Source organism: Chryseobacterium sp. KCF3-3 (assembly GCF_045865955.1).
Classification (GTDB): Bacteria; Bacteroidota; Bacteroidia; order Flavobacteriales; family Weeksellaceae; genus Chryseobacterium.
The window spans coordinates 5,595,578-5,616,860 of the sequence record NZ_AP035792.1; the positions used below are offsets into that span (position 1 = coordinate 5,595,578).

Genomic DNA, 21,283 nt, shown 5'->3' on the forward strand with positions numbered 1-21,283 from the left:
TTTTATTCGCTCTCTTACAACTTATAATTATTAATATTAAGATCAAATATAAGCGTCTAATTTTCATGGTTATCACTGAAGGATTTAAGTAAATATAACAAAAAAACCGCTCCCAAAAAGGAAGCGGTTTTAAAATTTATCTAAAATCCCAATTAGAATATCGCCGGATATTTCTGAGGATTTGTTTCATTGAACATAGCATAGATTTTTTCTACCATATCGTCTGTAGACGGCTTGCTGAAATAGTCACCATCACTTGCATAAGCAGGTCTGTGATCATTTGCTGAGATCGTCAACGGATCTGAATCCAGATATCTGAAAGCTTTCTGCTTTTCAAGGATCTGTTGTAGGATAAATCCTGTAGTTCCACCTTCCACATCTTCGTCAATTACTACTAATCTGTTGGTTTTCTTAACACTTTCAGCAATTTCGTGAGATAAATCGAAAGGAATCAATGACTGAATATCGATTACTTCTGCAGAAATTCCTAATTTTTCCAATTCATTAGCAGCTTCCGTTACAATTCTCCATGTAGAACCGTACGTTACCAAAGTAACATCTTTTCCTTCTTTAGTTACTTCAATTTTTCCTACAGGAACAGTGAATTCGCCTAAGTTATCCGGTTGTTTTTCTTTTAGTCTGTATCCGTTCAGACATTCTACGATGATCGCAGGTTCGTCAGCCTGAAGCATAGTGTTGTAGAATCCTGCTGCTTTTGTAAGGTTTCTAGGTACCAATACTAAAATACCTTTTGAAAGGTTCAGAATACCCGCCATTGGAGAGCCAGAGTGCCAGATTCCTTCTAATCTGTGACCTCTCGTTCTGATAATTAATGGAGCTTTCTGACCTCCTTTTGTTCTGTAATGTACCGTTGCAAGGTCATCACTCATTCCCTGTAAACAGTAAAGAACATAGTCTAAGTATTGGATTTCAGCGATTGGTCTTAAACCTCTCATCGCCATACCAATTCCCTGTCCAAGGATCGTTGCTTCACGGATTCCTGTATCAGCGATACGTAAAGCACCGTATTTTTCCTGCATTCCTTCCAATCCCTGGTTTACATCACCGATATTTCCGGTATCTTCACCAAAGATTAACGTTTCAGGATATTTTTCAAAAATTTTGTCAAAGTTGTTTCTAATTACCACTCTTCCATCTACATCTTCAGAGCTGTCAGAATATACAGGCTTGATTTCCTGAACATTTTCCGATTTCCATTCAGACTGAGAATATAAATGAGAAGAATAGTTGTCTTTTTCAACAGCAGATACTTCATTGTATTTCTGCATCAATTGATTTCTTTCTGCAGAATTTGTTCCTCTTGTCGCCAGTAAAGTTTGTCTTACCAAATGGAAAATATCTTTCTTAGCTTTTGAAACTAATTTGTTGAAATGGGCAATATACGTTTCTACTTCAGCATTTTGTCCTTTAAGGTTTTCTACTAAAGGTAAGATAGACTGGATAAGTTCTGTAATAGCTTTTTGGTAATTTTCCCATGCTACTTTTTGTCCTGTTTTTGCTGCTTTTTTCGCTTCTTCATCAATAGCCTCCAATTCTTCAGCTGTAGCAATTACTTCTTCTTTTCCATCTATTTCGATAGAATAGTTAAGGATCCATTCTTTGAATTTTGCAAGACCATCATATTCTGCTTCCCAAGCCAGACGCTCTTCATTTTTATATCTTTCGTGAGATCCGGATGTAGAGTGTCCCTGAGGCTGAGTAACGTCTACTACATGCACTACCACCGGTACACTTTCTGTTCTTGCGAAATGCTCTGCCTTAGCATATGCATCTAATAATGCAGGATAATCCCAAGCTTTCACCTGGATAATCTCACATCCCTGGTTTTCCCCTTCTTTTCTCTGGAAACCACTTAGCATTTCACTGATATCAGCTTTTGCTCTCTGATTTTTCGTAGGAACTGAAATTCCATATCCGTCGTCCCAGATAGAAACAATCATAGGAACCTGAAGAGCACATGCTGCATTCAGAGTTTCCCAGAAGTGTCCTTCTGCTGTAGAAGCATCCCCGATAGTTCCGAAAGCAATTTCGTTACCTTCTCTTGAGAATTTTTCTGAACCGTCAAATTTTACGCTTTTATAGATCGTTGAAGCCTGAGCTAATCCCAATAATCTTGGCATTTGTCCGGCTGTAGGAGAAATATCGGAAGAAATATTTTTCTGAGCTGTCAAATCTTTCCAGCTTCCGTCTTCATTTAAACTTCTTGTTGCAAAATGCCCGTTCATTTGTCTTCCCGCAGAAGCAGGCTCTCTTTCCACGCTTGTATCTGCATACATCTGTGCAAAGAAACTTTCTACTGTTAAGGCATCTATTGCCAATGCAAAAGTCTGATCCCTGTAATATCCTGAACGGAAGTCTCCATTTCTGAAAACTTTCGCCATTGCAAGCTGAGGAAGTTCTTTTCCATCCCCAAAAATTCCAAATTTAGCTTTTCCAGTGAGTACTTCTCTCCTTCCGAGATAAGACATTTCACGAGAGATCCTTCCTAACCTGTAGTCTCCAAGTATCTGATTTTTAAAATCTTGAAAGGATATTTGCTGTGTTTCAATATAGGTTGTTTGCATAGCTAAGTAAAAAAGTTTTTTAATCTTCAAGTATTTTGCTAATATACACTTTTTAAATTAATTTTAATTTTTAATAATCTTTTTTAAAAATTTGATAATAAAAAAAATTGTGCTTTATTTTGAAAAAAATTGTAAATGATGGAAAAAAAGTCACCCCACATCTTGAATGCTTCCAGTAATCTTTTAGGATTTTCATTAATCATTATTACGTCACTGAAAATCTCTAAGATCAGTCAGAATACGTATTTGGACGAATTTGCAGGATTTGCCTGTATTCTTTTTGCCTGCAGCTGTTTCTTTTCATTTCTGGCGATCAGGACTAGGAATAGAAAGCCGGAATCTACGTTTGAGAACATTGCGGATTATTTATTTTTAATCGCTTTATTTTGTATAGTTCTAGCCGTTATTATTGTAACCCTGAAAATAATTTAATTTAAAATTTTCGCACAATTGCGTTATTTACGGTAATATATAAGAGTAATTGTATGAAAATCCGAGAATTCATTAAGGAGCTATTTCTTCTTTTTTAAACAGAATCAATATCAGATTCTGAATATAAAAGAAAAAGTGTTCTGTATACATTTCCAGTTTCCCGAAACATATACAAAACACTTTAGCTTTAATTATAATAAAAGATAGAATTATATCTTCTGAACAGTTACATTGGTAACATTTCCGCTTCCTGTAGATCCTGTTTCTGTTGAAATAATCGTAGCATTTTGATTGGGAGCTGCTGTAAAACGAATCTGGTATCCCGCTGTAGGAGCAACAACTACAGTTGTATAATTCATCAGCTCACCTACAGTTCCTGAAGAAGCAACTGCATTATAATGGCTTCCTCTTCCCAGGTAATTAGCATCTGGTACAGGTCTGATACCAATAAGCAACTGAGTATCTGCAGGCATATTGGTAAAACTTGCCTGTAATGTTACCAGATAATTCCCAGCCTGATTAAAAGTCATCACTCCAGTTCCGGTATTATAGGAATAGAAAGGAGAAGTTGCTATTGGTGCAGCGAATAATAAAGTAGTAATTGTTGAAGAACTGATGTTCTGGTTAGCCGCTAAACGGGCATGAAAAAGCGAATAAGCAGTAAAGTCTATAGTCTTCAGTACTCCGCTAGCATCCGCTACCACAACCCTGTCAGTTCCTCCGACCCCTATATTTGAATTAATATTACGGATACGGGCATTTCCGGACGCTACGTCTAATTTTTCACTTGGAGAAGTTGTACCTATCCCTACTTTAGCGATTGACGTTACACTAAAATCATTATCCTGTTGAGCAGCAGAAGGTATACCTGTGGCAGGATTATCTTTAGAGCCATCAATATGAAAAGTTGTTTGAGGATTTTGGGTGCCAATTCCCACTTGTGCGCGCATAAGGAAGCACGAACAGATAGCTGATGCTATCATCATTGATTTCATTTTTTTCATTATTTGTTGTTTTTTCTTGCGACAAATTAACAAAAATTATTCTGAAACTCAATGAATTGTTAACAAGCACTTTATGTGAATCATGCAAAATATTAGTTTACAGTAATTTACTATTACAAAAAAATACAAATAATCACAACTGATTGATTTATTGAAAGATAACTCTATTTTTTCTCCAATGATGAAGAATTTACATACCACACGAAAATAAAGGGAAACAAGTGAATAAAAAACTCAGAACGGCTAAAAAATATTAACATCAGAATTTTCGCTCAATCACATAATCAAGCATAATATGCAATGACTTCCTTGCTTCAGAATCCGGAAACTCATTCAGGATATCTTTTGCCTTTTGCTGGAAATCTTTCATAATGGTAATAGCATATTCCAATCCTCCGGAACTTTTAACAAATTCTATCAGCTCTTTTACACGCTTAGGATTGTTATTGTAACGTTTTATGGTATCGAAATAGTACTTTCTGTCTTTTTCACTGGCGATCTTTAAGGTATGAATCAAAGGCAGGGTCATTTTCTGTTCTTTAATATCAATTCCTACAGGTTTACCAATCACATTTGAACTTAAATAGTCGAAAAGGTCATCCTTTATCTGGAATGCCATTCCGGTAAAAGTACCGAAATCCATCATCTTCTTGGCAAGAGCTTCATCCGCATTATTGGAAAGAACTCCTATTTCACAACATGCAGCAATCAGAGTAGCAGTTTTCTGGCGGATAATTTCATAGTACACCTCTTCAGTGATATCCAGTTTTCTGGCTTTCTCCAGCTGAAGAAGTTCTCCTTCAGACATTTCACGGATGGTTCTGGAAATAACTCCAAGCAGGTCATAATCTTTGTGATCTGTAGATAACAAAACTGATTTTGATAAAAGATAGTCTCCCACCAAAACTGCAATTTTATTCTTCCAAAGTGCGTTGATTGAAAAGAAATTACGACGTTTAAAACTTTCATCCACCACATCATCATGTACCAGAGTAGCAGTGTGGATCAGCTCGATCATAGAAGCACCACGGTACGTTTTTTCCGTCACCTCACCCACAAGTTTGGCACAAAGAAACACAAACATAGGACGCATCTGCTTTCCTTTGGTGGTAACAATAAAACGGGTTACTTTATCCAATAAAGCTACTTTACTCTGCATTGACTCATAAAACTTCTGTTCAAAAAGTTTCATTTCATCATTGATCGGTCGTTTAATCTCTTCTACTGTATTTGCCACAATCTGCGAATGCTGGGTGAATAATTATTAATTCTCACAAAGATAATTTTTTTCGCTCAATTTTAAGGTAAATTAATCTTTGAGTTGATCTTTCGGGATAAAATAAAAGGAAGGTTTTGTAGTTCCCAACGGAGACCTGAACTTTTCCCCTGAAATATAAATTCCCGTTTCATCTACACTTATTCCCTCAATCTGTGCTAATGAAAGCGCAGTCCCGAGGTAATAATGTTTTGGTTTTTCTTTAAAAAATATTCCTGGTTCTGTTTCTGTAAGAATATCTAAAAAGACTTCTGTTTTCCTGGTATATCCTACCAAATAAAGCTTTTTATCAAAATAAGAGGCATCTGTAACCACGAAACCAGTTTTATAAGTTTCTATCTTCTCTGCTTTTTGAAGTGCTGAAATTTCAGGGTTTACAATATAATGTGAGGTTGCTTTTGAAGCCCATTCTTTGGTAAACAGGTGCAGCTTTCCATTTAAATAAATCATGGCTTCTGCATCAAAGTCGTTCCTCATATTTTTAGAAATAAATTCAGTCTGTTCAGGATAATAAAAAGAAATAGCTGTTCCATCTAAAGCCCTTTCTGAACCGGGAATGTTAGAAATATTCGCAGAATCAAGACGTCCATAGGGAACTTTGTAAATCATCAGATCTTTTCTTGTGCCCGCATTATTTCCGAAATCTCCGATATAAAAATTTTCTCCATCATTGGCTAAAGCTTCCCAATCTGTATTGATTACATTGGTTTTCAGTGTTCTGATAATTTCACCACTCTTTTTATCCATTTCAAAAAGCTCGGCAGTATTTCCACTGTCATTGAATGTATATAATTTGCCGTTTAAAATATTCAGTCCTGAGGTTTCCTCAATCTTGTCATCCAGATAATTAACTCTGTATTTTTTTATTTTCAGAAAGTCTGTTTGCTGAGAAAATGCAGATTGACCAACGAAAAGAGCAATAATCAGAAGGAGTTTTTTCATAAGACAAAAATAGGGTTTTATTCTGAGGTGAGATTCGGGATGCGGGGATTGAGTTGGAGGGTTTGAGAGTTTGAATGAGATATGAGATTCGGGTTTCGGGATTCGGGTTTGGGTTTTGGTTTGGATGCGGGTTTCGGGATGCGGGTTTGGGATTGTAGTTTCCTATGGAATGGACAAACTAAGCGTTTTTATTTATCTCCACATTGTCATTCCGCAGAAATCTAAATATTGTATGGAGTCAATGGAAAAAATTCTGGATTTTTGAAGAGATTTATTGTTTTGCTTATTCTCCGTTTTACCTTTTCTCTCTTCTTAAAAAAGAAAAGCAGGCCAAAATAGCCCGCTTTTCACTTAGATTTCTATTGATTTTAAATCAGAAGTTAAGCAGTTTTCTGCTCTTTCTGATTTTGCTGTTGGTCTTTCTTTTTAGCCTGTCTGGCAAAATATTCCTTCTGATATTGCCTTACCGTTTTTCCAGTTCCATCATGTCTCCATCCCGGTGAATTGAAAATATAATTGATTCTGTCTGTGAACTTTAATCCTGGCTGCTTAAGATCTTTCCAAATTTTTCTCCATTCATAAAAAAGAACGGTATCCGGTCTGTTATCCGGCATTTTTGGATAGATTCCATATTTCACGGGTATATTGGGATCTTCTTTTTGAAAGGTTCCAAATATTTTATCCCAGATGATGAGACACATTCCCATGTTTTTATCCAGGTATTTTACATTACATGCATGATGCACACGGTGATGGGAAGGTGTTACCAAAATATATTCCAAGAATCCCATACTCTTCACAGTTTGTGTATGTACCCATGTTCCATACACCTGTCCGATTGCGTAAGCTACCATGATATGCCATGGATTGAATCCTAAAAATGCAAGTGGTGAAAAATACAAGTATCTGTAAAGCGGCTGTAATACAGGGCTTCTGAATCCTGTTGTCAGGTTAAAATATTCTGAACTGTGATGGGTAATATGAACTGCCCAGAATGCTCTGGAACGGTGGTCTACATAATGTAATACGTAATAAGCAAAGTCTGTGATTATAAAACAAGCCAGCAAATACCAGATGCTAAGATCCCATGAGAAAATCCTGTGATGGTAAAAGAAAAACATCACACCCATGGCAAATGCCTTCATGATAAGGTCAAGACCAAAGTTCATCAATGCAAGATAAACATTCGTGGCAAGATCTTTTCCACTATATAGCTTAGCTTCTGAAACGTGGCTGTAAATCATTTCAGCTAAAATAACAGTAGCATGCAATGGAATAGCCCATGCATACACATTTTCCAGCCCGTCCTCGCTCATAAGAAAATCCATCATCACAAAATAATTTGTGCAAAGGTAGGGTTTTAACCTATTTTTTAAGAAAGTTTTAGGCTTTTTTTAAGGAAATTTTAATCTGTTGTTTTGTTGGCTAACTGTCCGCAAGCGGCATCAATATCACCTCCACGGCTTCTTCTGACCATTACCGTTACTCCTGCATTTTCAAGCTGTCGGATGTAATTTTCTTCCGCCTGTTTGTTGCATTGATCGTATTTTCCATCTCCGATCGGGTTGTACTGGATAAGATTTACTTTTGAAGGAACCTGTTTGCAGTATTTGATTAAAGCTTTAATGTCCTCGTCACCGTCATTAATTCCTTTCCATACGCAGTATTCAAAAGTAATCACAGAACCAGTCTTTTGGTACCAGTACTGAAGAGCTTCCATAATATCTGTCAACGGGAATTTATCAGAGAAAGGCATGATCTCATTACGCTTGGACTCGATAGCAGAGTGAAGGGATAAAGCCAGCTTCACACGCAGTTCATCATCTGCAAGCATTTTAATCATTTTAGGAATACCGGATGTAGAAACGGTAATTCTTCTTGGAGACATTCCCAATCCTTCCGGCTGGGTAATTTTTTTGATGGCTTCCACTACGTTTTTGTAATTCATCATTGGCTCTCCCATTCCCATAAATACGATGTTGGAAAGAGGTCTGTCGAAATACATTCTACTCTGGCTGTCAATCAGAGCTACCTGATCTACAATTTCAGCTACTTCAAGGTTTCTCATCCTTTTCAGTCTTGCTGTAGCACAGAATTCGCAGTTTAATGAGCATCCTACCTGTGAAGATACACAGGCTGTAGTTCTTGTTTCTGTAGGAATAAGAACAGATTCCACCATCAGCCCGTCATGAAGTTTCACTCCGTTTTTGATGGTTCCGTCAGAGCTTTTCTGAAGAAGGTCTACGGAAACAGGATTAATGGTATATTCTTCCGAAATTCTCTCACGAAGTGATTTGGAAAGATTCGTCATTTCGTCAATCGAATGGAGGTTTTTACTCCATAGCCAGTCATAGACCTGTTTCGCACGAAACGGCTTTTCTCCTAAAGATACAAAGTAGTCTTTAAGCTGGTCTAATGATAATGTACGGATATCTTTCATAATATTAAAGAGCCAAGTTAAAAGTAAAAGGTTTAAAGTTTAGTATTGTTAACTATTGAAGCCAAAATGTTTTTTAATTCGTTACTTTCATTCAATAAAGCTTTAAATTCATCAGAATCATAACCATCCAGTTCTTCTAAAACCCGAAGCCAGAAATGACTTTCTCTAGCTTCTCTTAAAGCAATTTTTACTTTATTTTTAAAATCTGCTTTAGAAGATCCTGCCTGGGATTCTTCATAATTAGCACCTATTGAAGTAGCTGATTTTCCGAGCTGGAACCTTATTAATTTACTTTCAGAATCATTGGGCAGTGTTCTTAAAAACTTAAGACAATTAACTCCAAATGTAAAAGTTCTGATAAGCAAATCATTTTGTCTCATTTCTACTTGTATTACCTTTAACTTGGCTCTTTTTACTTTTTTTATAGAATTAACATTGCGTCACCGTAAGAATAGAATTTATACTTTTCTTTTACGGCTTCTTCATAAGCATGCATTACGAAATCTCTTCCGGCAAATGCAGCAATCATCATGATCAAAGTAGACTTCGGTGTGTGGAAGTTCGTGATCATTGAGTTGGCTACTCCGAAATCGTGAGGAGGATAAATGAATTTATTTGTCCATCCGTTGAAAGCAGAGATTTTTTTGTTTGAAGAAACAGAAGTTTCCAATGCTCTCATTGTAGTAGTACCTACTGCACATACTCTTCTGTGAGATTCTACCGCTTTGTTAATGATCGCAGCATTTTTCTCATCAATGATGATCTCTTCAGACTCCATTTTGTGCTTAGAAAGATCTTCTACCTCAATTGGGTTGAATGTTCCCAATCCTACGTGAAGCGTTACTTCAGCAAAATTGATCCCTTTGATCTCTAATCTCTTCATCAAATGCTTAGAGAAGTGAAGACCTGCTGTAGGGGCAGCTACTGCTCCTTCTACTTTTGCATAGATCGTCTGATATCTTTCTGCATCTTCCGGCTCTACTGCTCTTTTGATATATTTTGGAAGCGGAGTTTCTCCCAATTCTTTTAGTTTCGTTCTGAATTCGTCGTAAGAACCGTCGAATAAGAATCTTAACGTTCTTCCTCTTGAAGTCGTGTTATCAATAACCTCAGCTACCAAAGACTCATCTTCTGTGAAGAATAATTTGTTACCAATTCTGATTTTTCTTGCAGGATCTACCAAAACGTCCCAAACTCTTGTTTCTTTATCAAGCTCTCTTAATAAGAAAACTTCAATTTTAGCACCTGTTTTTTCTTTATTTCCGTAAAGACGTGCAGGGAAAACTTTTGTATTGTTGAAGATGAACAAATCCTCTTCATCAAAATAATCCACAACATCCTTGAATAATTTGTGCTCGATAGTTTGTGTTTTTCTATCAAGTACCATTAATCTCGCTTCGTCTCTGTGCTCTGATGGGTGTTCTGCTAATAATTCCGCAGGAAGATCAAAATTAAAATCTGATGTTTTCATTTTTTAAATTACGGTTTAAAAATTATTGAAATTACAAGGTGTAATTTTCGGAGTGCAAATATACGACATTGAACACCCCTTTGTCAAGTATTATTTACAATCAAATATAAAACCGTGATTTTACGGGGATTTCCAAGGCATAAAAAGAGTATTTTTGGAAAAATAAAAACTCATTATGGAATCTGTAAGTAAAATATACTTCATTGATAATCCGTATCCTAATGGTCACAAAATTGAAACTTTCAACTGGAGCGGAAGAATTGACGAGTATGGATTTATCTGGTTTGATTTTCATTTAAAAACTGAAAATTATTACGCCAATGATGATGAAAACAGTGAAGAAGAAGACGAAGATCTGTCCGACTGGAACTCCAAAATCGTATGGGAAAACTACCATACCTGTACACTGTCTTCCAACTATTGGGGTGAACAAAGAGGAATCAGAATTAACAATCTTGATGAAAAACTGGACTTCGATACAGTTATTAAAAACGATCTTTTCAGCAATGATCTTCCGTCTGAACAACCTTTTGATGATGATGACCTTGCCTTCAATATTTACCTGCTGGGACATGACAGCTGTGCAGGACATCAGATCCGGTTTTCAAAAACAGACAATAACAACTATGATATTACATGGACGGGTAAAATAGCATTGACCTATGCTGGTGATGACGAGTTTTCGCATGATTTCAAAGCGCAGATTTTCAATGCTGAATTTGAAGGTTTTCATTATCCTAAAACAAGGTCAGTAGAAAAAGCAACAGAAATGTTCAAAGCCAGACTTTCCAATTTTGAAAAGTATGAATTTGTAGATCTGAATCCTAAAAGTAACAAAAGGGAGTATAAACTCGACAAACTAAAGTAATAACACTATAAAAACAACAAATTAAAAAATTATCATTATGAGTAAATATTCAATTGAAGCATTTATCAACGAAACGAAAGAGAATCCGCAGCAAAGAGATTATTTTGAGCTGGAGACGAAACATCTTCTGGAAATCAACCTTAACAATCAGGCGGTATGGACCAAAAGAGGAAGTATGGTAAGCTATGTGGGAAATATCAATTTTGAAAGACAGGGAATGCTGTCCGGAGGACTTGGAAATCTTTTGAAGAAAGCGATCAGCGGTGAAGGAGCCAAGCTGATGAAAGCAGAAGGAACAGGAAAATTATATGTTGCAGATTCCGGGAAGAAAGTCCGTATTCTGTATCTGAATAATGAATCTGTATGTGTAAACGGAAATGATATTCTTGCCCATGAACAAAGCGTAAAAAGTGATATCACGATGCTTAAAAGTATTGCAGGAATGATGTCCGGAGGGCTTTTTCAGGCAAAACTTTCAGGAACAGGACATATTGCCATTACTACACACGGTGATCCTTTAACCTTACTTGTAACTCCAGACACTCCTGTGTTTACAGATCCTAATGCTACAGTTGCATGGTCCGGAAACTTAAGCCCGGAACTGAAAACCAATGTTTCTTTCAAAAGCCTTATTGGCAGAGGAAGCGGCGAAGAATTCCAGATGAAGTTTTCAGGACATGGATGGGTACTGATTCAGCCTTATGAAGAGGTATACTATATGGAAAAATAAACCAGACCAACCTTAGAAGTGATTTAAAATATTCGTAATCATTAAAATTGCAGCCAGTGAATACCCTTATAAAACTATTTTTCGTGATCATTCTACTTCCTAACGTAATGATTGCTCAGACTTCAAAAAAAAATTACGAATATTCTATTGATCTTCTTCATATGAACAATGATGAAGTCCGGGTATCTTTTTCGCCCCCAAAGAATAATCTTAAACAGGGCAAATTTATCATTCCCAAACTGGTACCCGGGTTTTATCAGGCTATGAATTTCGGACAATATGTTTCTGATTTCACAGCCACCGATAAAAACGGTAAAAAAGTAATAACCGAACGTCTGGATAAAAACAGCTGGATGGTACATGATCTTAACCGGGTAAAGAAAATATCTTATCAGGTAGCCGATGGATGGGATTCTCTGGAAAAAGAATCTAATGAGGCAAGATCTGCCGGCAGCATGTTTATAAAAGACAGCGTTTTTGTCATCAATTACAATTCTTTAGTGGGATATTTTGAGGAAATGAAAGATATTCCTTATCAGATTACGATTACCAAGAACAAAGATTTTTATGCTTCTTCTGCTTTAGATTATCAACAGAAAAATAAAAATACGGATATGGTTTGGGCAAAGGACTACCGTGAATTGGTAGATTCTCCTGTTTTATATTCCGTTCCTGATACCACATGGTTGAAAATAGGTCATACCAAAGTGCTTGTATCGTTCTACAACAAAAAGGAAAGACATTACTCCAAAACGATTGCTCATGAAATAGAAAACATTCTGAAAAATCAGCAGGCTTATCTGGGAGGAACATTACCAGTCAACAAGTATGCTTTTCTGATTTATTATGAATCTTCCAATGAGAATGGGTTTTTAGGAGACGGACTTGAACATTCCCACTCTACAGTCTGCCTGTACCGTTCCGGAAGTATGAAGTTTCTTCCAAATGCCTTAAACAGGGTTGCTTCTCACGAATTTTTCCATGTGGTTACCCCACTCAACATTCATTCAGGAGAAATTCAGCATTATGATTTCCTGAATCCTGTCATGTCTCAACATCTTTGGCTATACGAAGGGATGACGGAGTATGCCACCATTCATATGCCTGTCAAACAAAAAATGATCAGTCTGGAAGATTTTGAAAAAAGTCTGGAAGAAAAGATCAATGGTATGAAAGCATTTGACAACACTCTCTCTTTAACAGAAATGAGTAAAAAATCTATGGAAAGGCAGGACCAGTACATGAACTTTTATATGAAAGGAGCATTAATCGGATTGTGTCTGGATATAAGATTAAGAGAACTTTCTAACGGTAAAACAGGAACTCAGGATCTGATGCAAATGCTTATGAAAAAATATGGAGCAGGTAAATATTTTAATGATGATGAGCTTTTTGATGAGATTACAAAAATGACTTATCCCGAAATACGTACTTTTTTCAGAGATTATGTAGCGGGCAATCAACCCATTCCTTTGAAAGAATACCTGGAAAAAGCAGGATTCAACTATGATGAAACTAATGGAAAAGTAACTCCTGTTTCCAATCCCGATTCAAAACAGATTGCATTAAGAAAAGCCTGGATCAATCAGTAGGTTTTTAGGTGAAAGGATGAAATTGCGGAGAGGCCTCCAGAATTTTTTTCCAAAGGCAACATACAAAGTTTAGATTCCTGCGGAATGACAAAGTGGATGAATACATAAAGCGCGTAGTTTGTCTATTCCGTAGGAATCTACTCTCTTACTCTCAAACCCTCCTACTCTCAAACCGTAAACCTCTCCCACTCAACAAACCTCGCATCACAAAACTCTCAAACTCCTCTCACCTCATCGGGATTTACAAAAGTTTTAATATATTTAGGAAAAAAATAGATGAGCAATAGTAATTCCCGCAGAAACTTTCTTAAGACAGCTGCTTTAGCAAGCTTTGGAGCATTGGTTTTACCCAATTCTTTATTTGCTTATTCCAATGATTTTAAAACAGATAAAAAAGTCCGCGTCGGTTTTATCGGCGTAGGTCTTCGTGGTCAGGAGCATGTAAAATTACTGGCAAAACGTAGTGATGTAGAGATTGTTGCATTTGCAGATCCTGAAAAAAGAATGCTTGCCGCCTCTCAAAAAATCTTAAAAGACAATAATAAACCGGCTGCTCAGGAGTTTTCCAACGGAGAATATGACTATCGAAATCTTTTAAAATTAAAAACAATAGACGCTGTTGTGATTGCTACTCCATGGGAATGGCATCTTACTCAAGGTGTGGAAGCTATGCGTGCTAAAAAAATTGTGGGCATGGAAGTTTCCGGGGCGATAAAGCTTCAGGACTGCTGGGAATTTGTAAAGGTATATGAGGAAACGAAAGTTCCTATCTTTATGATGGAAAACGTGTGTTACCGACGAGATATTATGGCTATTCTGAATATGGTCCGTAAAGGAATGTTCGGGGAACTGGTACATGGAAGAGGTGGTTATCAGCATGACCTGAGAGGTGTTCTTTTCAATGATGGAGTTAATCCGTACAATTCCGGGGCTGAATTTGGAGAAAAAGGATTCAGTGAAGCAAAATGGAGAACCGAACATTATGTAAAACGTAATGGAGAGCTTTATCCTACCCATGGATTAGGTCCGGTTGCGATGATGATGGATATCAATCGAGGAAATCGTTTAACAAGGCTTTCTTCATTCTCATCAAAATCTGTAGGCCTTCATAAATATATTGTAGAGCATCCAAAAGGGGGAGAAAACCATCCTAGCGCCAAAGTAAAATTCAACCAGGGAGATATTGTAACCACACAGATTGCCTGTGCCAATGGAGAAACCATTCTTCTTACTCATGATACAAGTTTGCAGAGACCATATGATCTTGGCTTCAGAGTTCAGGGAACTGAAGGATTGTGGCAGGATTTCGGATGGGGAGATTTCAACCAGGGACACATCTATTTTGAAAAAACAATGAACCATACCCACCGTTGGGATAATACTGAAAAGTGGATGAAAGAATATGATCATCCGATGTGGAAGAAGTTTGAAACTACTGCTGCAGGAGCCGGACATGGAGGAATGGACTTCTTTGTGATGAATACTTTTATTGAATGTATCAAGCGAAATATAGAATTCCCGATGGATGTATATGATCTTGCCTTGTGGTATTCCATTACCCCATTGAGTGAAGAGTCTATTGCCAAAGGCGGTCAGGTGGTTGATATCCCTGATTTTACCAATGGAAAATGGAAAACCCGTAAACCTGTATTTGGAATGACCGATGAGTTCTAAGAAGACATTACTCATATTAGCAGGCGGATTAGGCAGCAGGTACAAAGGACTTAAGCAGATAGACGGAATACTTGATAACGGCTCGCCGATTCTTGAGTATTCTATCTTTGATGCTCTGGAAGCCGGTTTCCAAAAAATAGTTATTATTGTCAACAAACTGATTCCTGAAAGTTATATTGAAAGACTCAATGGCATTTCAAAAGCTAAAAATTTTGAATTGCTTTGGGTATATCAGGAGATAGACACCATTCCTATTTCACTGGAAGGCTTTGATTATCCCGATCGTGAGAAGCCATGGGGAACTGCTCATGCCGTACTTTGCGCCAAATATTCAATACAGGAGCCTTTTGTGATGATTAATGCAGATGATTTCTACGGAAAAGAAGCCTATCAACTGGCTGCCGATGAAATTAATCATCATTATATTTCAGATATACAATTAGGGATGATTGCTTATCCTGTGGGTACAACATTGAGTGGCAACGGTGCTGTAGCAAGAGGAATATGTACGTTGGATGCTGAAAATTATCTGATCAAAGTAGAGGAACAAACTTCTATTCAAAAGATCAATGATTCCATCATTTATGTTGAAAACGGAGAAAATATAAAATTAGATCCCGAAACATTGGTATCCATGAACTTTTTTATTTTCCATCCTCACATTTTCTGTTATCTGGAAGCCTATTTCTATGATTTCATTGAATCTGATCCACTGCCCAATCAGGAATTTTACATTCCTTCCGCAGTACAAAAAATGATGACCGAAAACAGAGTAAAAGTAAAAGTGAAAGCATCTCCATCCCGATGGATGGGAGTTACCTATGCTGACGATAAAAAGGAAATTATAGATTTTCTGACTTCAGAGATTAAAAATAACAGATACCCGGAAGATTTATGGAGCTAAATGATATTGTTGCAGAATTTATTACTACTGATAATTACGACCTCACTTCTATTACTGATGGATTGATCAATACAACCTATCTTTTGGAAAATAAAGATCAAGGGAAAAAGTTTATTCTACAGAAAATCAACAATCATGTTTTTAAACAGCCGGAAGTGGTCGTTAATAACCATTTAATGATTAATGAAGTTCTCAGGTCAAATAATTATCAATTTGAAATTATAGAACCCATTCCTTCTCTTACCGGTCAAATTCTGGTAAAAGATTCAAATGGTCAGCCATGGCGTATGTTAAGTTTTGTAGAAAACAGTATTACATTCCTTACTGCTCCATCTTTACAGACCGCTTTTGATGCTGCTAAAACCTTCAGTTATTTTCTAAATACTGTAAATACTGAAAAACTACCTGCCATTGAAGATTCTCTTCCCAATTTCCTCAATTTTGAGAAGAGGGTTGCAGATTATAAAGACTCCCTAAAAAATGCTGAGCCTTATTTAAAAGAAAACGCCAAGGCTGAAATAGAAATCACTAATCAGCTTTTGTCCTTACCTGACCGATGGATTGAAATGGAAAAAAACAACCAGATTCCTAAAAGAATTATTCATGCTGATGTAAAAATCAGTAATATTCTCTTTGATCAGAATCATAACCCATTAGCTGTGATTGATCTGGATACTATGATGATTTCTACTATTTTGTATGATTTCGGAACCATGATTCAGTCCTACACCAATACAACACAGGAAGATAATGGAACTGCTCAAAACAATTTCAACCCTGAAATGTATAAAGTTGTAAAAGAAGGATTTCTATTTCATTTAAAAGAAAAACTGACACCTGAAGAATCTGAGAATCTTGATTATGCGGCACAAGTCGCTATTTATATTCAGGAACTTCGCTTTTTAACGGATTACCTTAACGGAAGCACCTATTATTCTATCATTCATCCTGAACACAATCTGGACAGAACAAAAAACCAATTGGAACTGTTGAAGGGATTGAGAGATTATTTGGAAAGTAAATGATTGCAATTCTTTACTAAGGATTAAATATGATATTTAGATTCCTACGGAATGACAAACACAGCACTTTATTTACCCATCCACTTTGTCATTCCGCAGGAATCTGGCTTTATCTTCTCATTCCCAAACTCTCCCACTCTCAAACTCTCCCACTCAATATCCCGAATTCCAGAACTCCTAATCATCCCAAAAACTCAAGAATTTTCTTCCACTCTTCCAGCTTCTTTTCAAAGGAAACGGTATGAAGCGGACTTGTAGAAGGCAATAAAAAAATAGGTAGCTTATAGTTTTTTCCCAGTAATTTCTGTAAGTTTTTGTGAGATTTTCCACCATTGCAAAAAATGGCTTTTACATTCGGGTGTTCTTCCAGCAGTTCTGCAATCTGATTGGCTTCTTCGTTCCTGATTTCAGAATCCAGGCTTCCTTTTCTCTCACAGGAATCGATGACATCCCAGAGCGCAATATGATGTTTCCTGATGGTTTCAATTCTTTGCGTGTAATCATCTGTGAATTCTTCGTTGAGCAATTCAAAAATAATTTTCCAGAATTTGTTTTGAGGATGACCATAATACTGTTGTTTTTCCAATGATTTCACTCCGGGAATTGATCCTAAAATTAAAATTTCAGAGTGGGTATCAATAAGGGGTGAAAATGAAGAAATACGGTTTTGCATATTCAAATATAGAGATTTTATTGCTTGCAGATTAGGAAGCTGGAAGAGGGAGGCTGGAAGTTAGTCAGATTATTCATTATAAAAAAAACGGGCTAAAGCCCGTTTCTATTGATCATAAATTGTTGTTTGTCTTATAAAGTTTCCTTCAGCCAATCGAAGAATTCTCTCTGCCATACCAATCCGTTTTGTGGATGAAGTACCCAGTGGTTTTCGTTCGGGAAGTAAACCAGTTTAGATTTTAATCCTCTTAATTTTGCAGCCTGGAAAGCTTCCTGCCCTTGCTCATAAGGAACACGGAAATCAATTCCTCCCTGAACAATCATGATAGGTTTGTTCCATTTTTCTACAAAGTTGCTTGGGTTGAATTCTGTATAGGCTTTTGGAAGTGGTTTTTCCCATGGAGAACCAAGATCCCAATTAGCAAACCAAAGTTCTTCAGTAGTCAGATACCAGGATTTCATATCAAATAAACCATCATGAGCGATGAATGTTTTGAATCTGTTCTCATGGATTCCAGCTAACATAAATACGCTGTATCCTCCGTAACTAGCTCCTACAGCTGCTACTCTGTCACCATCTACGTAAGGTAAAGTTTTCGCAAAATCTGTTGCTGCAAGATAATCTCTCATTGGCTGTCCGCCCCAGTCTTTTGAAATCTCTTCGTTCCATTTTGTTCCCCAGCCTGGCATCCCTCTTCTGTTTGGAGCCACTACGATATAATCGTTAGCAGTCATAAGAGCAAAGTTCCATCTTACGCTGAAAAACTGAGTAAGAGCAGACTGCGGTCCACCCTGGCAGTATACCAAAGTAGGATATTTTTTGTTCGGGTCAAAGTTCGGTGGATAGTGGAACCACACACCCATTTCTTTACCGTCTGAAGTTTTCACCATTTTAAGTTCAGATTTCCCCTGAGCTAACTTAGCGTATGTTTCTTTGTTCGCTTCAGTTACCTGCTTCATTTCTCCGTTTTTAACGTTTACAGAGAATAATTCTGTAGCATGGTTTACGTCTGTTCTTCCTACTAAAAGTGAAGTTTTATTGTCTGTAAAGATTTCGTTTACGTCAAAATCTCCTTTGGTGATCTGTTGTACTTTTGCTGATTTTGAATCCAAAGCAAAAAGCTGTTTTGTTCCTCTGAATGCTGCGGTAAAGTAGATCGTTTTTGAATCTGCTCCCCAAAGTACATCTCCTGAAACACTTTCGTCCCAACCTGAAGTAAGGTTAGTGGTCTTCCCTGACTTCCAGTCCAGGATTTTCACATCATTTTTATCTGCTTCATATCCGTCTCTGGCCATACTCTGCCAGATTAAAGATTTTCCGTCCGGGCTGAACTTAGGGTTTACATCATATCCTTTATTGGATTCTGTAAGGTTTTTGGTAGTCCCTGATGCCAGATCGTAAGCAAAGATATCCGTATTCGTGCTTGTAGAATATTCTTTACCGCTTTTAGGTTTTGTAACATATAAAAGCTGGGCAGAATCCGGGCTCCAGATAAAATCTTCAGCACCACCGAAAGGTCTCTGAGGAGAATCCCATGTTTTTCCTTCCAAAAGATCTTTCGCTCCTTCTACTTTATCGGCTGTATTTACAACAAATACATGGTTGTATTTTCCTTCATTGAAATAATCCCAGTGTCTGTGGTTCAGGTCTGTGTATACCTGAGCTGTCGTTTTAGGAGTATCACTGAATTTATCTTTCCCCATTACCTTCTCTACCAGTACCTGCTTACTGAAAGCAATTCTCTTCCCATCCGGAGAAATTACAATATTGTCTGCTTCACCAATGGTATAAAATTCTGTCCAGGTTTTTCCGGCATCTTTAGAAAGATAGATTTTATCTCCTTCCTGAGCATAGATTCCGTTTTTATCCCACTGAATAAGGGCTTTTTTTCCGAAATCAATTTTGGAAGACTGGTTATTAAGAACATTCAGAAAATAGTTCTCGTTTTTTGTTTTCTCTGTTTTCAGGTCTACCTGTCCTACTTTGTAGATAAGAGAACCCTGATCTGGTGAAACTGCCTGTACCCCAACTTTTTTCAAAGTCCAAAGAATTTCAGGCGTCATTACTTGTTGTGCATTCATTAAAAGCGGAGCTGCCAAAGCCAGCAGGCTGTACTTAAGTTTCATATGTTGATATTCATTTTTAACGGATGTACAAAATCAGCTGATTTCTTACATCCTTTTATTAAATTCAAAGATTGCCAAAGTTAATATTTAAAATAAAAACGGACTAAAGAATTAACATTAAAATTCTTTTTTCATTGATAAAACCTTTTCGGGGAAAACACCTAATTTTTAAATATGGGGATTTTCTCTGTTACTCTGCATATCTCAAATACTGAAATTTACAATATCAGACGTCCGATATCATCAATTATAACCCAATTAAAATTTTACATTATGAGCACACCAGACACAGGAGATTTTAAAGCAACGCGTGTAGATGCAGGCGCGCCCAATCTTTGGCACGTACACGAAGGTCATTTCAAGTATGGATCCATAAAGGAAACGAGAGTCAATTTTGCAGGCAGAACTCTTGAGCAAATCATGGCAAAGATTGCCGAGAATGAGCCTATTAATGCACCTTACATGAAAACAGACAACCAGGTACGGACTTATGAAGATTGTATAAAATGGATTAAAAAGAATTGTTAAAAAGAATAGGCTGTCCAAACGGGCAGCCTATTGTATAAGATCGTTATTTATATTTTACTCTCCATCTGAGAACATGGAGTTCGCCAGAGAAGTTACGATTGACAATAATATACTGAAGATAAATGCCCACCAGAAACCATCTACCACCATACTGTCTATGAAGTAGTCTGCAATCAGGATAATTCCGGCATTGATTACCAAGGCAAAGAATCCTAAGGTAAGAATGGTCAACGGAAGACCGAACAGACTTAAAATAGGCTTTACAAATATGTTAAGAACCCCAAGTACTATAGCAAAGATAATGGCTGAAGAAAATCCTTCAAAATGTACTCCCGGTAAGATTTTAGTTAAAAGATAAGCAACAATTGCCGTAATAAATAGTCGGATAATTAAGTTCATTGTGATATTTTTTAATGTTTATGGGGTTTGTGGAGCAAAAGCTATTCCATTCCGGAAAAAAAAATGCGTTAAAACCCTTTATTAAAGGAATATTTTGTCTTTTATTTCCTTTAATCTCTTATTTTATTTTCATCATGGTGACTAATGAAGTGGCCACATGACTTTCGGAATCAGAACCTTCGGTCTGAACATAGATTTCCGTTCTCACCACAACAATTTTTCCTCCCCCTTTGATGACATAGGATTTTGAAACCAAAGCATCCCCCATTGCCGGACGAAGATAATTTACTTTCAATTCAACGGTCACTACATAACAGTCTTCCGAATAATGGCTCACAGCAGCGTATCCTGAAGAAACATCCACCAGAGAGGCAATCATTGCGCCGTTGAACATTCCTGCTTTTCGGGTCATCATTTCCATTTTAGGGATCTTCATGGAGATAAAATCGGTTTCTACTTCCAGCAGTTCTGCTTTATAAAACTGTAAAGTTTCCGAACGGCCAAAGCTGTCTGTAATGAGTTTCTTTTTTTCTGGTGTCATGAATTTTATTTTAAACAAAGGTAAGTGCTACAGCCTTCTTTATCTCAATGATCTTTAATTTTTTCATTAAAAAGCC

At 36.9% G+C, this 21,283-nt stretch carries 20 protein-coding genes; 8 read left to right on the forward strand and 12 right to left on the reverse strand.

Annotated elements, in window-relative coordinates; genetic code table 11:
* Nucleotides 1–152 precede the first annotated feature (152 nt).
* On the reverse strand, nt 153–2,585 hold the full coding sequence (locus tag ACKTTZ_RS24815) for a thiamine pyrophosphate-dependent enzyme (protein WP_407846882.1): 2,433 nt from the start codon (nt 2,583–2,585) through the stop codon (nt 153–155).
* A gap of 135 nt (nt 2,586–2,720) precedes the next feature.
* On the opposite strand from ACKTTZ_RS24815, the gene ACKTTZ_RS24820 reads away from it, so the two are divergent.
* Nucleotides 2,721–3,017: a hypothetical protein gene (locus tag ACKTTZ_RS24820; RefSeq protein WP_407846883.1), complete on the forward strand. Its 297-nt coding sequence runs from the start codon at nt 2,721–2,723 to the stop codon at nt 3,015–3,017.
* A gap of 209 nt (nt 3,018–3,226) precedes the next feature.
* On the opposite strand, the gene ACKTTZ_RS24825 is transcribed toward ACKTTZ_RS24820, so the two are convergent.
* From ACKTTZ_RS24825 to queA, 7 genes are all read right to left on the reverse strand, one after another.
* Nucleotides 3,227–4,021 (reverse strand): hypothetical protein, encoded by a 795-nt coding sequence (locus tag ACKTTZ_RS24825; protein WP_407846884.1) that lies wholly within the window; start codon nt 4,019–4,021, stop codon nt 3,227–3,229.
* 259 nt (nt 4,022–4,280) lie between these two features.
* Complete coding sequence (locus ACKTTZ_RS24830; protein ID WP_034696374.1) at nt 4,281–5,258, reverse strand: polyprenyl synthetase family protein; 978 nt, start codon at nt 5,256–5,258, stop codon at nt 4,281–4,283.
* Nucleotides 5,259–5,330: 72 nt separating this feature from the next.
* A complete protein-coding gene (locus ACKTTZ_RS24835; RefSeq protein ID WP_407846885.1) occupies nt 5,331–6,239 on the reverse strand; it encodes a hypothetical protein in 909 nt (302 codons plus the stop codon).
* Nucleotides 6,240–6,619: 380 nt separating this feature from the next.
* The gene (locus tag ACKTTZ_RS24840; protein ID WP_407846886.1) at nt 6,620–7,570 is read right to left on the reverse strand and encodes a sterol desaturase family protein; all 951 of its coding nucleotides are present in this window, start codon (nt 7,568–7,570) and stop codon (nt 6,620–6,622) included.
* 74 nt (nt 7,571–7,644) lie between these two features.
* A complete protein-coding gene (rlmN, locus tag ACKTTZ_RS24845; RefSeq protein ID WP_034696370.1) occupies nt 7,645–8,679 on the reverse strand; it encodes a 23S rRNA (adenine(2503)-C(2))-methyltransferase RlmN in 1,035 nt (344 codons plus the stop codon).
* A 32-nt stretch (nt 8,680–8,711) separates the two neighbouring features.
* Nucleotides 8,712–9,059 (reverse strand): four helix bundle protein, encoded by a 348-nt coding sequence (locus ACKTTZ_RS24850; RefSeq protein WP_034696369.1) that lies wholly within the window; start codon nt 9,057–9,059, stop codon nt 8,712–8,714.
* Between the two features lie 41 nt (nt 9,060–9,100).
* Entirely contained in the window at nt 9,101–10,150 is a 1,050-nt protein-coding gene (gene queA / locus ACKTTZ_RS24855; RefSeq protein WP_034696367.1) for a tRNA preQ1(34) S-adenosylmethionine ribosyltransferase-isomerase QueA, read from the reverse strand.
* 175 nt (nt 10,151–10,325) lie between these two features.
* Between queA and ACKTTZ_RS24860 the strand changes: the two genes are divergently transcribed.
* From ACKTTZ_RS24860 to ACKTTZ_RS24885, 6 genes are all read left to right on the forward strand, one after another.
* Nucleotides 10,326–11,018, forward strand: coding sequence for a hypothetical protein (locus ACKTTZ_RS24860; RefSeq protein ID WP_407846887.1), 693 nt, complete (start codon nt 10,326–10,328; stop codon nt 11,016–11,018).
* 37 nt (nt 11,019–11,055) lie between these two features.
* Nucleotides 11,056–11,748, forward strand: a complete 693-nt coding sequence (locus tag ACKTTZ_RS24865) for an AIM24 family protein (RefSeq protein ID WP_034696363.1) — start codon at nt 11,056–11,058, stop codon at nt 11,746–11,748.
* 56 nt (nt 11,749–11,804) lie between these two features.
* Entirely contained in the window at nt 11,805–13,340 is a 1,536-nt protein-coding gene (locus tag ACKTTZ_RS24870) for a hypothetical protein (protein WP_407846888.1), read from the forward strand.
* A gap of 276 nt (nt 13,341–13,616) precedes the next feature.
* Nucleotides 13,617–15,014 (forward strand): Gfo/Idh/MocA family oxidoreductase, encoded by a 1,398-nt coding sequence (locus ACKTTZ_RS24875; protein ID WP_034696362.1) that lies wholly within the window; start codon nt 13,617–13,619, stop codon nt 15,012–15,014.
* Nucleotides 15,004–15,918: a sugar phosphate nucleotidyltransferase gene (locus tag ACKTTZ_RS24880; RefSeq protein ID WP_034696360.1), complete on the forward strand. Its 915-nt coding sequence runs from the start codon at nt 15,004–15,006 to the stop codon at nt 15,916–15,918. Before ACKTTZ_RS24875 ends, ACKTTZ_RS24880 begins: the two co-directional genes overlap by 11 nt.
* Complete coding sequence (locus tag ACKTTZ_RS24885) at nt 15,909–16,943, forward strand: phosphotransferase enzyme family protein (RefSeq protein ID WP_407846889.1); 1,035 nt, start codon at nt 15,909–15,911, stop codon at nt 16,941–16,943. Before ACKTTZ_RS24880 ends, ACKTTZ_RS24885 begins: the two co-directional genes overlap by 10 nt.
* 178 nt (nt 16,944–17,121) lie before the next feature.
* Here ACKTTZ_RS24885 and ACKTTZ_RS24890 read toward each other — a convergent pair whose 3' ends face one another.
* Both ACKTTZ_RS24890 and ACKTTZ_RS24895 read right to left on the reverse strand, forming a co-directional pair.
* On the reverse strand, nt 17,122–17,613 hold the full coding sequence (locus tag ACKTTZ_RS24890) for a DNA-deoxyinosine glycosylase (RefSeq protein ID WP_407846890.1): 492 nt from the start codon (nt 17,611–17,613) through the stop codon (nt 17,122–17,124).
* Between the two features lie 131 nt (nt 17,614–17,744).
* Entirely contained in the window at nt 17,745–19,739 is a 1,995-nt protein-coding gene (locus ACKTTZ_RS24895; protein WP_034696355.1) for a S9 family peptidase, read from the reverse strand.
* A gap of 273 nt (nt 19,740–20,012) precedes the next feature.
* On the opposite strand from ACKTTZ_RS24895, the gene ACKTTZ_RS24900 reads away from it, so the two are divergent.
* The gene (locus tag ACKTTZ_RS24900; RefSeq protein WP_156106458.1) at nt 20,013–20,267 is read left to right on the forward strand and encodes a hypothetical protein; all 255 of its coding nucleotides are present in this window, start codon (nt 20,013–20,015) and stop codon (nt 20,265–20,267) included.
* A gap of 54 nt (nt 20,268–20,321) precedes the next feature.
* Here the strand turns inward: ACKTTZ_RS24900 and ACKTTZ_RS24905 are convergent, their stop codons facing one another.
* Entirely contained in the window at nt 20,322–20,666 is a 345-nt protein-coding gene (locus ACKTTZ_RS24905) for a phage holin family protein (RefSeq protein ID WP_253317585.1), read from the reverse strand.
* 118 nt (nt 20,667–20,784) lie between these two features.
* Nucleotides 20,785–21,207 (reverse strand): PaaI family thioesterase, encoded by a 423-nt coding sequence (locus tag ACKTTZ_RS24910; protein WP_034696351.1) that lies wholly within the window; start codon nt 21,205–21,207, stop codon nt 20,785–20,787.
* Nucleotides 21,208–21,283: the final 76 nt, after the last annotated feature.